This window comes from Pseudomonas sp. Root569, assembly GCF_001427465.1.
GTDB classification, from domain to species: Bacteria; Pseudomonadota; Gammaproteobacteria; order Pseudomonadales; family Pseudomonadaceae; genus Aquipseudomonas; species Aquipseudomonas synxantha.
Genome location: NZ_LMGQ01000002.1, coordinates 38,140 through 50,700, shown reverse-complemented (window position 1 = coordinate 50,700; position 12,561 = coordinate 38,140). Strand labels below are relative to the sequence as shown.

Annotated in this window: 14 protein-coding genes and 1 pseudogene; 8 read left to right on the top strand and 7 right to left on the bottom strand. The window is 59.3% G+C overall.

The genetic code is table 11. The features are described 5' to 3' along the window. The first annotated feature begins 20 nt into the window (after positions 1 to 20). Entirely contained in the window at positions 21 to 635 is a 615-nt protein-coding gene (locus tag ASD70_RS03055) for an RNA polymerase sigma factor (protein ID WP_046071716.1), read from the top strand. Further along, positions 629 to 862, top strand: a complete 234-nt coding sequence (locus ASD70_RS03050; protein ID WP_046071717.1) for an anti-sigma factor family protein — start codon at positions 629 to 631, stop codon at positions 860 to 862. Before ASD70_RS03055 ends, ASD70_RS03050 begins: the two co-directional genes overlap by 7 nt. A gap of 32 nt (positions 863 to 894) precedes the next feature. Here ASD70_RS03050 and ASD70_RS03045 read toward each other — a convergent pair whose 3' ends face one another. After that, positions 895 to 2,217 (bottom strand): putative porin, encoded by a 1,323-nt coding sequence (locus ASD70_RS03045; protein WP_046071718.1) that lies wholly within the window; start codon positions 2,215 to 2,217, stop codon positions 895 to 897. Between the two features lie 284 nt (positions 2,218 to 2,501). Between ASD70_RS03045 and ASD70_RS03040 the strand changes: the two genes are divergently transcribed. The 3 genes and pseudogenes from ASD70_RS03040 (at position 2,502) to ASD70_RS03030 (ending at position 4,208) form a co-directional block, all read left to right on the top strand. Continuing rightward, positions 2,502 to 3,626: a GNAT family N-acetyltransferase gene (locus ASD70_RS03040; RefSeq protein WP_056845685.1), complete on the top strand. Its 1,125-nt coding sequence runs from the start codon at positions 2,502 to 2,504 to the stop codon at positions 3,624 to 3,626. 77 nt (positions 3,627 to 3,703) lie between these two features. Next, a pseudogene (locus ASD70_RS03035) lies at positions 3,704 to 3,982 on the top strand (BrnT family toxin). Then, the gene (locus ASD70_RS03030) at positions 3,960 to 4,208 is read left to right on the top strand and encodes a BrnA antitoxin family protein (protein WP_046071719.1); all 249 of its coding nucleotides are present in this window, start codon (positions 3,960 to 3,962) and stop codon (positions 4,206 to 4,208) included. Before ASD70_RS03035 ends, ASD70_RS03030 begins: the two are co-directional and overlap by 23 nt. Positions 4,209 to 4,262: 54 nt before the next feature. Here the strand turns inward: ASD70_RS03030 and aqpZ are convergent, their stop codons facing one another. From aqpZ to ASD70_RS03005, 5 genes are all read right to left on the bottom strand, one after another. Next, positions 4,263 to 4,964 carry an aquaporin Z gene (gene aqpZ, locus ASD70_RS03025; protein WP_046071720.1) on the bottom strand — a complete coding sequence of 234 codons (702 nt, stop codon included), beginning with the start codon at positions 4,962 to 4,964 and terminating at the stop codon, positions 4,263 to 4,265. Positions 4,965 to 5,139: 175 nt separating this feature from the next. Next, on the bottom strand, positions 5,140 to 6,972 hold the full coding sequence (locus ASD70_RS03020) for an ABC transporter ATP-binding protein (RefSeq protein WP_046071721.1): 1,833 nt from the start codon (positions 6,970 to 6,972) through the stop codon (positions 5,140 to 5,142). An 82-nt stretch (positions 6,973 to 7,054) separates the two neighbouring features. After that, positions 7,055 to 7,618, bottom strand: coding sequence for a peptidylprolyl isomerase (locus tag ASD70_RS03015; protein ID WP_032879982.1), 564 nt, complete (start codon positions 7,616 to 7,618; stop codon positions 7,055 to 7,057). Between the two features lie 3 nt (positions 7,619 to 7,621). Continuing rightward, positions 7,622 to 8,425, bottom strand: a complete 804-nt coding sequence (locus tag ASD70_RS03010; RefSeq protein WP_046071722.1) for an alpha/beta fold hydrolase — start codon at positions 8,423 to 8,425, stop codon at positions 7,622 to 7,624. A 14-nt stretch (positions 8,426 to 8,439) separates the two neighbouring features. Next, a complete protein-coding gene (locus ASD70_RS03005) occupies positions 8,440 to 9,363 on the bottom strand; it encodes a LysR family transcriptional regulator (RefSeq protein ID WP_046071723.1) in 924 nt (307 codons plus the stop codon). 49 nt (positions 9,364 to 9,412) lie between these two features. Between ASD70_RS03005 and ASD70_RS03000 the strand changes: the two genes are divergently transcribed. The 3 genes from ASD70_RS03000 to ASD70_RS02990 all read left to right on the top strand — a co-directional run bounded on the left by ASD70_RS03000 (position 9,413) and on the right by ASD70_RS02990 (position 11,552). Further along, the gene (locus ASD70_RS03000) at positions 9,413 to 9,727 is read left to right on the top strand and encodes a hypothetical protein (protein ID WP_056845620.1); all 315 of its coding nucleotides are present in this window, start codon (positions 9,413 to 9,415) and stop codon (positions 9,725 to 9,727) included. A 149-nt stretch (positions 9,728 to 9,876) separates the two neighbouring features. Beyond that, complete coding sequence (locus ASD70_RS02995; protein ID WP_056845619.1) at positions 9,877 to 10,476, top strand: FMN-dependent NADH-azoreductase; 600 nt, start codon at positions 9,877 to 9,879, stop codon at positions 10,474 to 10,476. A gap of 203 nt (positions 10,477 to 10,679) precedes the next feature. Then, entirely contained in the window at positions 10,680 to 11,552 is an 873-nt protein-coding gene (locus ASD70_RS02990) for a carboxylate/amino acid/amine transporter (RefSeq protein WP_046071726.1), read from the top strand. On the opposite strand, the gene ASD70_RS02985 is transcribed toward ASD70_RS02990, so the two are convergent. Further along, positions 11,506 to 12,537 (bottom strand): NADP-dependent oxidoreductase, encoded by a 1,032-nt coding sequence (locus tag ASD70_RS02985; RefSeq protein ID WP_056845618.1) that lies wholly within the window; start codon positions 12,535 to 12,537, stop codon positions 11,506 to 11,508. The two genes, ASD70_RS02990 and ASD70_RS02985, sit on opposite strands and share 47 nt — an antisense overlap. Positions 12,538 to 12,561: the final 24 nt, after the last annotated feature.

Below are 12,561 nucleotides of genomic sequence, written 5' to 3'. Positions count from 1 at the left end.
TCAGCAAGATCGAGGTTTGAATGGCTGCAGCGGACGACGCGCACCTGCTTGAACGCTTGCTCAAGGGAGAGCAGCGGGCCTACAAGGAATTGGTCAGCACTTACCAGAGCGCAATGCGCGCGGTGGCCTATGCCATTGTCGGCCAGCGCCACGCCGACGAGGTGGTGCAAGACGCCTGGCTCTCGGTGGTGCGCAACCTGGCCAGGTTCGAAGGACGCTCCAGTCTCAAGACCTGGCTGCTGACCATCACCGCCAACTCCGCCAAAGGGCGTTATAAACAGAATCGCCGGGAAGTGCTGCTCGACGATTTGCCTTCGCCCCATGGCACCATTGGTGATGAGCGATTCAGCCCGGATGACGGCCACTGGGCAGTCGCGCCGTATGCCTGGCACCAGGACACCCCGGAAGCGCTGCTGACCGAGGATGAATTGCGCGAATGCCTGGAGCACACGATTCTGAGCTTGTCCCAATTGCAGGGCAGTGTGCTGGTGCTACGTGAACGCCAGGGATTGGAGTTGGAAGAAATCTGTAATCTTCTGAGCCTTTCACTTTCCAATGTACGTGTGCTGTTGCATCGAGCGCGGCTTAAAGTCTTCGCCACGGTGGAGCATTTTGAGGAAACGGGAGAATGTTGACCTGTAAGGAACAAGTCGCTCGCTCCAGTGATTATCTCGATGGGCAATTGACCTTTCGCGAGCGTCTGCTCGTGCGTCATCACTTGATGTTCTGCCCGAACTGCCGACGCTTTATCCGTCAGATGCGCCTGATGCAGGCGACGCTGAAGATCCTGCCGCAGGAGCCGGTAAAGGATGTCGATGCGCTGGCTGAACGATTGGCAGCCGAACGGCTGAAAGATCTGTAGGAGCGAGCAAGCCCGCTCCTACAACGGGGGGGTTAGAACTTGGCTTCAGCATCCAACTGCAAGGTGTTGGTATTGGCATCACGCTGCGTGCGGCTGGCGTAGTCAGCCTTGGTCAGGAAGTACGTGGCGCCGAGGGCAAAGTTCTTGTCGATGTCGTAGCTGACCTTCATCTTGTGGCCGCGCGAACCGGTGGTACCGTTGGCGAAGTCCGAATCGGTGAAGGCGCCTACGACGGCATTACGTTGAACGTCGCGGTAGTTGTAGTCCAGGTTGAAACCGAACACCTTGGACTTGGCACCCAGCAACCACGCGGTGTCCTGGTCGGTCACAGCATCGTTGTTCTTCACGTACTGGCCGTAGAACGCCAGGGGCACTGCCAGGCCGCCGATATCTGCCTGGGCAAAACCTTCATACAGGCGGAATTCGTTGTTGGCCGAGTTGCCGTTGACCGCCAACGCGCAAGGCGTGGTGGTGGTTGTGCAGCGGCTGTCCTCGTCATTTTTGTAGGCGTAGACGCTGCCGCCCAAGGTCATTTTCAGGTTGTCGGTGACCGAGAAACGCGTACCCAGCTGGCCGGATGTCAGGCGCAGGTCGTGGCGGAACTGCACGCCGTCTCCGTCGACGTTGTCCTTGAGGTTGTAGTTGCCAAGGCTGCCGAACAGTTCGGCGCTGCTGCCCAGTGGGTATTTGTAGGTAACGGCCAGGCCTTCCGGGTTGATATCGCTATCCCAGATCACGTCGCCCATGCTCACCCATGGCTGGAGCATCTTGCCGCCGATCACGTGCAGGTTCTTGATCTGGTCCGGGTGGTAGTCGATGTAGCCCAGGTCCAGCCAGATCGATTTTTTATCGAAGTAGCCATCCTGATCCTGGTTGGTGGAACGAGCGTCGTCGCCGCCACCGGTGGCGATGCGGATGCCGGTGTCCACCTGTGGGTTGATCTCGGTGTAGGCACCCAGGCGGGCACGGATACGTTGACGGTCCTTGTCACGCCCGCCGTTGTTGGGCTCGCCATCGATCTTGATGGTTTCCTGGCGGAAGCGTACGTCACCTTTGAACTGGGTTTTGGCGGCCCAGGCCAGCTTCTGGTCGAAGCTGCTCAGCTCGTTGGTTTTTTTCGCGGTGGCCGCGATCTGCTCGTTGGTCTCTTGTTGAGCTTGCCGTGCGATCTGCTGTTCTTTTTGGTCCCTGGCCAGCTCTGCTTGCAGTTCGCTGTACTGCGCCGCAGTGATCTGGCCGTTGGCCTTGAGCATGTCGAGCAATTTAGCGTCGACTGCAGCGCTGGCCGGTAGGCTCAGGGCCAGCAACAGGCCGCCACACAGGACCGCCGCAGTTTTAGTGGAAGCAAGACGCATATCAATCTCCGAAAGTGAGGAGGGATGGCAAACCATCCAGGACACAACCGACCAATGACGGACGGAAAAAATGTCACCCGGTAGACCCAGGCGCTCTAAAAACTGGCGTCAGTATCGCGACCGTTTATGACGGAGTAGTGGCTAAGTGATTTCATCTAGATGACAAATGGGCTGAGGTTGGAACTATTTATTTCCAAGTCTGTCAGCGTGTTTTCAAGGTGTGCACTGGGTTGCGATAAGCGATACTCGCCAGGCTTTAACGCCAAGAATCAGTGAGGATGCCGATGCCGTTGCAACGCCTGGACAGCCTGTCCGAAATCGCCCCAGAGGTCTGGGACGCCCTGGTGCCGCAGGCCCAGCCGTTTGTACGGCATGGGTTCTTGAGCGCGCTGGAGGACAGCGCCAGCCTGAGGCCGCAATCGGGCTGGCAGCCGGAGCATCTGCTGCACTGGGAAGGGCAGCGCCTGGTGGCGGCACTGCCGAGCTATCGCAAATGGCATTCCTACGGCGAGTATGTGTTCGACCATGGCTGGGCCGATGCCTGTGAGCGCGCCGGTATTGACTACTATCCCAAGCTGCTGACGGCGGTGCCGTTCAGTCCCGTCAGCGGCCCACGTATTTTGGCCGCCAATGCCGAGGACGGCTTCGAGTTGCTCAAGAGTCTGCCGGGCTACCTGGAGATCGAAGGGCTCTCCAGTGCCCATATCAATTTCACTGACGCCTTGGCCGATGAGGCGTTGTCCCTGCAGCCGGGCTGGATGCAACGCCTGGGCTGCCAGTTTCATTGGCAGAACCGCGGCTACCGCGACTTCCAGGATTTTCTCGATGCCTTGAGTTCACGCAAGCGTAAACAGATGCGCAAGGAGCGCGAACAAGTGGCAGGGCAGGGCATTGAGTTCGAGTGGCTGCAAGGCCATGAACTGAGCGAAGCTCAATGGGATTTTGTCTATGCCTGCTACGCCAACACCTATGCAGTCCGCCGCCAATCGCCCTACCTGACCCGTGCGTTTTTCAGCCTGCTGGCCGAACGCATGCCCGAGGCCATCCGCGTGGTGCTGGCCAAACAAGGCTCGCGCCCGGTAGCCATGGCTTTCAGCCTGATCGGTGGCGACAGCTTCTACGGCCGCTACTGGGGCTGCCTGGCGGAATTCGACCGACTGCACTTCGAAACCTGTTTTTACCAGGGCATGGACTACGCCATCGCCCACGGCCTGCAACGCTTCGACGCCGGTGCCCAGGGCGAGCACAAATTGATTCGCGGGTTTGAGCCGGTGATTACACGGTCCTGGCACTACCTGCGCCATCCGGGGTTGAAGAGTGCCGTGGAGGATTTTCTTGAGCGTGAACGGGTGGGGATTCTGGCGTATGCCGAAGAGGCGAGGTCAGCCCTGCCTTATCGGCAGGGCTAAAGCATCGGTCTGGCAGTACTGCAGGTGAACGGTCAAATCGCTATTCTGTATGTACAAAAGTACATACAGGATGTGCCATGCATTTTGAGTGGGATGAAGCCAAGAACAAAGCCAATATTTCTAAGCACGGCATCGATTTTAACGACGTCCCTGATATTTTTAGACACCCAATGCTGGCCTAGCGCGATGATCGGGCGGATTATGGCGAAGAGCGTTGGATCAGTATTGGCTAGATCAAATTGTTAATGGGTGTGGTCGTATATACCGAGCGGCGTGGTGATGTGATCCGTATCATCTGGGCCCGAAAAGCAACCAAGAAGGAGGCCAAATACTATGACGCAAACATCGAAAACTGATTGGAAGCGCTTGGCCAAGATGAATGAAGAAGAAATCGATACCAGTGATATCCCCGAGCTGGACGCCGAATTTTTCCGGCGTGCCGAGCTTCGTGTCCCGGTGAAGCAGGCGGTGACTATTCGACTGGATGCCGACGTTCTCGAGTGGTTCAAGGGGCAAGGTACTGGATACCAGACACGTATCAATCAACTGTTGCGTCAATACATGCAGGCCCATCAGGGTTGAGCAACATTGAATTGAATTCAGCCCTGCCTTATCGGCAGGGCTGATCCGTTTGCCTTAGGCCCCTTCATCCTTGCCCAGCCATCGATAGGTCACGCCGCCGATCACCGCGCCGAGGATCGGTGCGAGCCAGAACAACCATAGCTGCTGGACTGCCCAACCGCCGACAATCAACGCAGGCCCCGTGCTGCGGGCTGGGTTGACCGACGTGTTGGTGACCGGGATCGAGATCAAGTGGATCAGCGTCAGCGCCAGGCCAATGGCAATAGGCGCGAGGCCCGCCGGGGCACGGCGGTCGGTGGCGCCAAGGATAATCAGCACGAACATCGCTGTCATCACCAGCTCGCAGACAAAGCCTGCCGCCATTGAATAACCACCGGGTGAATGCTCGCCATAACCATTGCTTGCCAGCCCGGAGGCCAGTTCGAACCCGGGTTTGCCACTGGCGATGAAGTACAGCAGTGCGGCGGCGATGGCGCCACCGATCACTTGGGACACTATATAGGCTGGCAATTCCTTGGCCGGGAATCTGCCGCCCACCACCAGCCCCACCGAGACGGCCGGGTTAAGGTGGCAACCGCTGATATGCCCGATGGCAAATGCCATGGTCAGCACTGTGAGCCCAAAGGCCAGGGACACGCCGAGCAGGCCGATGCCGACGTTGGGGAACGCTGCGGCCAACACCGCACTCCCGCAGCCACCTAACACCAGCCAAAACGTACCCAGTCCTTCCGTTACGGAACGTTTGAACAGTGACATGAACACTTCCTTAGATTGCTCTATCTGATTAACGGTCTGTGTGGCTTCCCTGCCGCCTTAAATCAGGGCCCTCCTGGGGCCTGATTGCAGTACAGCAGGATTGTGTCGCACGACCAGCCAGATGGAGAAAGCTGTCAGAATTGTTCGGAATTGAACGGCGGTTTACCCAATAAAATCAGTCTATACCGACAAACCCTCCGGTTTGATGCTGCCATAACCGCGAATAAAGTCCTCCATGTGCCAGCAATTCGGAATGGCTGCCGCTCTCGGCGATCTGGCCTTTCTCCAGCACGACCAGGCGATCCATGCGCGCAATGGTCGACAACCGGTGCGCGATGGCAATCACCGTCTTGCCCTGCATCAGGGTTTCCAGGCTTTCCTGGATCGCCGCTTCCACTTCCGAGTCCAGCGCCGAGGTGGCTTCGTCCATGATCAGGATCGGCGCGTCCTTGAGCAGCACGCGGGCGATGGCGATACGTTGGCGCTGACCGCCGGAGAGTTTCACCCCGCGCTCACCCACATGGGCGTCCAGCCCGGTGCGGCCTTCGGAGTCCGACAGCAGTGGGATGAACTCATCGGCGCGGGCCTTGTGCACCGCGGCCCAGAGCTCTTCGTCCGTGGCGTCGGGCTTGCCGTACAGCAGGTTGTCGCGGATCGAACGGTGCAGCAGCGAAGTGTCCTGGGTGATCATGCCGATCTGTTCGCGCAGGCTTTCCTGGGCGACTTCGGCGATATTCTGGCCGTCGATCAGGATGCGTCCGCCCTGCAGGTCGTAGAGGCGCAGCAGCAGGTTGACCAGGGTCGATTTGCCCGCTCCGGACGGGCCGATCAGGCCGATCTTCTCCCCGGCCTTGATCTCCAGGTTCAGGCCACCAATGATTCCGCTCTTCTTGCCGTAGTGGAAATCTACCTGTTCGAAGCGCACTTCACCCTGGGGCACGCTCAGGCGTGGGGCGTTGTCGCGGTCGATCACGGCCAGCGGCTGGGCAATGGTTTTCAGGCCGTCCTGCACCATGCCGATGTTCTCGAAGATGCCATTGACCACCCACATGATCCAGCCGGACATGTTGACGATACGGATCACCAGGCCGGTGGCCAGGGCAATCGCGCCCACCGAGATCAGCGAGTGGGTCCACAACCACAGCGCCAGGCCGGTGGTGGTGACGATCAGCAGGCCGTTCATGGTGGTAATCGCGATGTCCATGCTGGTCACCACGCGGCTGGCCAACTGGGTTTTTTCGGTCTGTTCGATGATTGCTTCCTTGGCGTACTGCTGCTCGTATTGGGTATGGGCGAACAGTTTCAAGGTGGTGATGTTGGTGTAGCCGTCGACAATGCGGCCCATCAATTTGGAGCGTGCTTCGGAGGAAATCACCGAGCGTTCCTTCACACGCGGCACGAAGTAACGCAGTGCCAGGCTGTAGCAGATGATCCAGCTCACCAGCGGGATCATCAGGCGCCAGTCGGCCTCGGCGAACAGCACCAGGGCGCTGATGGCGTAGATCGCCACGTGCCAGATCGCATCCACCGCCGCCACGGCGGAATCGCGCAGTGAGTTACCGGTTTGCATGATGCGCTGGGCAATGCGCCCGGCGAAGTCGTTCTGGAAGAAATTCAGGCTCTGCTTGAGCACGTAGCTGTGGTTCTGCCAGCGAATCAGGCTGGTCATGCCGGGGCTGATGGTCTGATGTACCAGCAGGTCGTGCAGGGCGCCGAAAATCGGGCGCAAGAGCAGGGCGACCACGGCCATCCAGATCAGCTCGGTGCTGTGGATCTGGAAGAAATCGGCGGGCGGCGTGCCCTGGGCCAGGTCGATGATGCGGCTCAAATAGCTGAACAGCGCGACTTCGATCAGCGCCCCAATCAGGCCCACCACCAGCAGGGCGGCGAAATGCGGCCACACCTGGCGCAGGTAGTAGAGATAGAAGGGCAGGACTTTATCGGGAGGCGCGGCGCTGGGCGCGTCGCGGAAAATATCGATCAGTTGTTCAAAACGACGATAGAGCATTAGGCTTGACGCCCGCCGTGCGGGCTCTCCTTTCAAATGCGCGCGCTGCCTTGTGGGCTGCGCGCGAAGCTTGCTGCTGACCTCAGTCGATGCGCTTGGCCGACTTGATCAGGACAGGATCGATTGGCACGTTCTGCATGCCTTGCTTGGTGGTGGTCTGGGAGTTGACGATGATGTCGACTACGTCCATGCCTTTGACAACCTTGGCGAACACGGCATAACCGGCATCACGACCCGGGTCGAGGAAGGCATTGTCGGCGACGTTGATGAAGAATTGGCTGGTGGCCGAGTTCGGGTCATTGGTGCGCGCCATCGACAAGGTCCCACGCACGTTATGCAGGCCGTTACTGGCTTCGTTCTTGATCGGCGCTTCGGTCGGTTTTTGCGACATCTGTTGGGTAAAGCCGCCGCCCTGGACCATGAAACCCGGGATCACGCGGTGGAAGATCGTATTGGTATAGAAACCCTTGTCGACATAGGCAAGGAAGTTCTTGGTACTGATCGGCGCCTTGACCGGGTCCAGTTCGATTTCGATGTCACCGTTGGTAGTGGAGATCAATACGTGGGGCGCCTTGGCAGGTTCGGCCGCCATCAGGTTGGCAGCGAACAGAACGGAACCGGCAAAGAAGGCGATTTTTTTCAGCATGGGTCAGTGATCCTGGGTAGTGGTTTCGACGGTCTTTAGAAAATCGAGCAAGGTCGCGTTAAAGACTTCGGGTTGATCCAAGGGCGTGGCATGGCGGGAATCTTCAATAACGACCAGCCGCGCATCGGGCAGCAGTTTTACATAGATTTCTTTCTGCGCCACGGGGGTGTAGTCGTGGTCGGCGCTGATGACCAGGGTTGGACAGGTAATCTTCGAAAGTTGTTCCTGCACGCCCCAGCCCACAATCGCGTCGAAGCTGGCGAGATAAGCACGTTTGTCGTTCTTTGCCCAGCGTTCGGCCATCTTGCGCCGCAGGTCGGCCTGCGCTGGTTTGGGGAACAGCCGTTCGCCCAGGGCCTTGCCGAGGGTGCTCAGGCTGAGCACGCGGGCCAGGGTCCTGCGCTTGGCCCACTGCCAATAGTCACCAGCGCTGCGCACCTTGACCTCGGGCGCGCTGTTGACGATGCACAGGCTCTTGACCCGTGCGGGTTCATCTACGGCCAGTTGGAAGGCAATCATGCCGCCCATGGATAACCCCACTACATGGGCCGCAGGCAGGTCCAGGTGGTCGATCAGGGCAATCAGATCGAAGGTGAACCCCTGGATGCTGTAGCGCTCGCGGGGTCTGTCGGAGCGGCCATGGCCGCGCACGTCGACCACGATCAGGCGATAGTGCCGGGCGAGTACCGGCACTTGCAGCTCCCAATCCTGGCTGCTTGAGCCCAGGCCATGGATCAGGATCAGCGGGTTGCCGTGGCCGTATTCCTCGTAATGCAGGCTGCAGCCTTCATGCTCGAACCAGGCCATGGATGAACTCCGTTTCAGGCTTGCAGGGGCGCGGCAAAGGGCGCGTCCAGGGGAGCGGTGTCAAAGGTGCGCAGCAGTTCCACGAGGATCTGCGTCGCCGGCCCCAGGGGTTTATCTTTGTTTGAATACAGGTAGAACGTCGGGTGGCGGCTGCCGCCCTGTGCCAAAGGCAGTTGCTTGAGCACCCCTTCGTTCAGTTCGCGCTCGACCATGTGCCGGGGCAACCAGGCAAAACCCAGGCCGCTGCTGACGAAGGCTGCGGCGGTGGCCAGGCTGCCGACGGTCCAGCGCTGTTCGGCGCCGAGCCAGCCAACATCCCGCGGTTGCTGGCGGCCGGAGTCGCGGATCACCACCTGCATCTGGCTTTCCAGGTCCTGGAAGCTGAGTTCGCGGCCCATACGGTGCAAGGCGTGCTCGGGATGGGCGACGGCAATGAATTCCACCGCGCTCATTTCCGTGCCCAGGTAACCGGGGATACTGAAGCCGCAAATCGCCAAGTCGGCCACGCCTTCCATGAGCAGCTCCTCGACCCCCGACAGCACTTCTTCGCGCAGGCGCACGCGGCAGCCGCGGCTTTGGGGCATAAACGCGGTGAGGGCGCGCACCAGGCGCGCGTTGGGGTAGGCAGCGTCCACCACCAGGCGCACTTCAGCTTCCCAGCCCTGTTCCATATGGTGGGCGAGGTCTTCCAATTGACTGGCGTTCTTCACCAACTGGCGGGAACGGCGCAATAGCACTTCACCGGCTTCGGTAAGCACCGCCTTGCGCCCATCGATGCGCAGCAGCGGCACACCCAGTTGGTCCTGCATACGGGCCACGGTGTAGCTCACCGAGGACTGTGAACGGTGCAGCGCTTCTGCGGCCTGGGCGAAGCCGCCGTGGTCGACCACGGCTTGCAATGTGCGCCATTGATCGAGGGTAACGCGGGGCGCTTTCAAGATGAGCTCCTCTTGTCCTAAGCTGGCGGTCCTTATTGGAGACTGCCGAATGAGAAAATTCTGTTGTGTGTTGCTGGCGCTGCTGCCGATGAGCGCGTTTGCCTACCCCATCGACGTGACTAAAAAGATCAACGGCGTAAGCGTGGACTACACCGCATCCGATGTGGACGCCGACATCAGTTCGATCCAGTTGAGTAACTACGGCACCAACGATGTGCTGTGTTCGGTAATCTTCACCAACGGCCCGGAATCGCCGCGCCGTCGCACCGTGACCGTACCCGCCGGCAAAAGCACTAACACCACGGCCAAGTTCAACCGCGCGATTATCAAAATGCGTATTGCTTTGGACTGCGCTCCAAAATAAAGCAGCGGAGCATGCCAGACAGGAATACTCCGCTTAACAACAAATTTCTAGATGGGTTATAGCAGTTTTTTGCGCTTTTTTATCGAATAGGCCCTGGTTAACCTTCGCTCCATCGACTTACAGCAATTACCGATGGAGCCTACCAAGCCATGTCCAATGTCCTGATCATCGAAAGCAGTGCGCGCCAGCAGGATTCGATCTCCCGCCAGCTCACCAAACAGTTCATCAGTCAATGGCAAGCAGCCCATCCGGCCGACCGCATCACCCTGCGTGACGTGGCGCGCAATCCCGTTCCCCACTTGGACGCCAACCTGCTGGGTGGCTGGATGAAACCCGCCGAGCAGCGCAACGACGATGAACAGGTGTCCCTGGACCGTTCCAATGAATTGACTGACGAACTGCTGGCTGCCGATGTATTGGTGATGGCTGCGCCGATGTACAACTTTTCCATCCCCAGCACCCTTAAAGCCTGGCTGGATCACGTGTTGCGGGCCGGTGTGACTTTCAAGTACACCGCCACCGGGGCACAGGGTTTGTTGACCGGCAAGCGTGCCATCGTACTCACTGCTCGTGGCGGCATTCACGCCGGCGCCACCTCGGATCACCAGGAACCGTACCTGCGCCAGGTCATGGCTTTTATCGGCATCCACGACGTGACCTTCATTCACGCCGAAGGGGTGAACCTGGGGGCGGGCTTCCAGGAGAAGGGCGTCAATCAGGCTAAAGCACTGCTGGCGCAGGTGGCGTGAAGCGTTAATCGCCAGATAATCCCGCGCTGTTTATATAGCGCCACGCAAACCCTTCAAGTACGCGTATCGAACCTCCCTTTGCACTTGTAGCTCCTGAGTGCTCCTGCCCGACTGCCGCTTGAGCGAGGTCGGGTTTTTTTTGCGTCGAGTTTCTTCAAACCGCGAAAAGCTTTAATGTCGCGACCATTCGACATGAGGCGCGCATGGGCTATCTACTGGTTGTCACCCTGATTCAGGCATTTTCCTTCAGCTTGATCGGCGAATACCTCGCCGGTCACGTCGACAGCTACTTTGCGGTGCTGGTGCGCGTGGTGCTGGCGGGGCTGATTTTTATCCCGCTGACCCGCTGGCGCTCGGTGGAGCCTGCGTTCATGCGCGGCATGCTGCTGATCGGTGCATTGCAGTTCGGTGTGACCTATGTGTGCCTGTACCTGAGCTTTCGGGTGCTGACGGTGCCGGAAGTGCTGCTGTTCACCATCCTCACGCCGTTGCACGTGACCCTGATCGAAGACGCGCTTAATCGCCGTTTCAACCCTTGGGCGCTGGTCGCAGCCTTGGTGGCGGTGAGCGGTGCGGCAGTGATTCGTTTTGATCAGATCACGCCCCACTTCCTGATGGGGTTCTTGCTGTTGCAGCTGGCCAACTTCACCTACGCGGCCGGGCAAGTCATGTACAAGCACCTGGTGGCGCGTTATCCGAGTGACCAACCGCATTTCCGGCGTTTCGGTTATTTCTACCTGGGCGCCCTGCTGGTGGTGTTGCCCGCATTCCTGCTGTTCGGCAAGGCTGATTTCCTGCCGCAAGCGCCGCTGCAATGGGGCGTGCTGGTGTTCCTGGGAGTGGTCAGCACCGCGCTGGGCATGTACTGGTGGAACAAGGGCGCCTGCCTGGTCAATGGCGGCACCCTGGCGGTGATGAACAACTTGCATGTGCCGGTGGGGCTGCTGCTGAACCTGCTGATCTGGAACCAGCACGAGCCGCTGGGGCGTTTGGCCTTGGGCGGCCTGGTGATTCTGGCGGCGGTGTGGATCAGCCGGCTGGGTGTGCGTCAGGCGGTATCGTCTCCTTTATCGTGATCACGACTTTGCCTTTGGCCCGGCCTTGTTCGACATAACTCAAGGCCTCGGCCGTCGACTCGAAAGGGAAGGTACGGTCGATCACCGGCTTGATAATGCCGGACTCAACCAGCGCGGTGAGTTCATCCAGTTGGGCACCACTGGCGCGCATGAAGACGAAGTCATAACGGACGTTTTTTCTGCGCGCTTTGCGGCGAATGCCACTGCTCAAGACACCCATGACCAAGCCCAATCCCCACGACAGGTTTTGCTCGCGAGTGAATGCCGGCGTCGGTGGCCCTGAGATGGAGATGAGCTGGCCGCCCGGCTTGAGAATGTCGAGTGACTTTGCCAGCGCATCCGGGCCGAGGCTGTTCATGACCACGTCGTAGTCGTTGAGCACGGTTTCGAAGTCTTGCTGCTTGTAGTCGATCACCACATCCGCGCCCAGCGCCTTGACCCACTCGACGTTGGCGGTACTGGTGGTCGTAGCGACAAAAGCGCCCAAATGCCTGGCGAGCTGGATGGCGATACTGCCGACACCACCGGAGCCGGCGTGAATGAAGACCTTCTGGCCTTTTTTCAGCCTCGCCGTTTCAACCAGCACCTGCCACGCGGTCAGCGCGACCAGGGGTAGGGAGGCGGCTTGCTCCATTGTGATGTTTGCAGGTTTGCGTGCCACTGCGTCTTCGCGTACCGCAATCAGCTCGGCGAACGTGCCGATGCGCTGCTGGGGAGGGCGAGCATAGACTTCGTCACCCGGCTTGAAGCGTCGTACCGCCGACCCCACGCTGAGCACCACACCGGCCAAGTCATTGCCCAGTGTCAACGGCAACGCATACGGCAGGATCAGTTTGAATTCGCCTTTGGCGATTTTTGCATCCAGCACATTGATGCTGCTGGCATGTATTTGAACCAGCACGTCATGTTCACCCACCACCGGTGCCGGGGCTTCGGTGATGCGGCCTGTGTGCTTGCCGTAACGCTCGATTGAAAATGCCTTCATGGTTCAACGCTCATCGCTTCGACG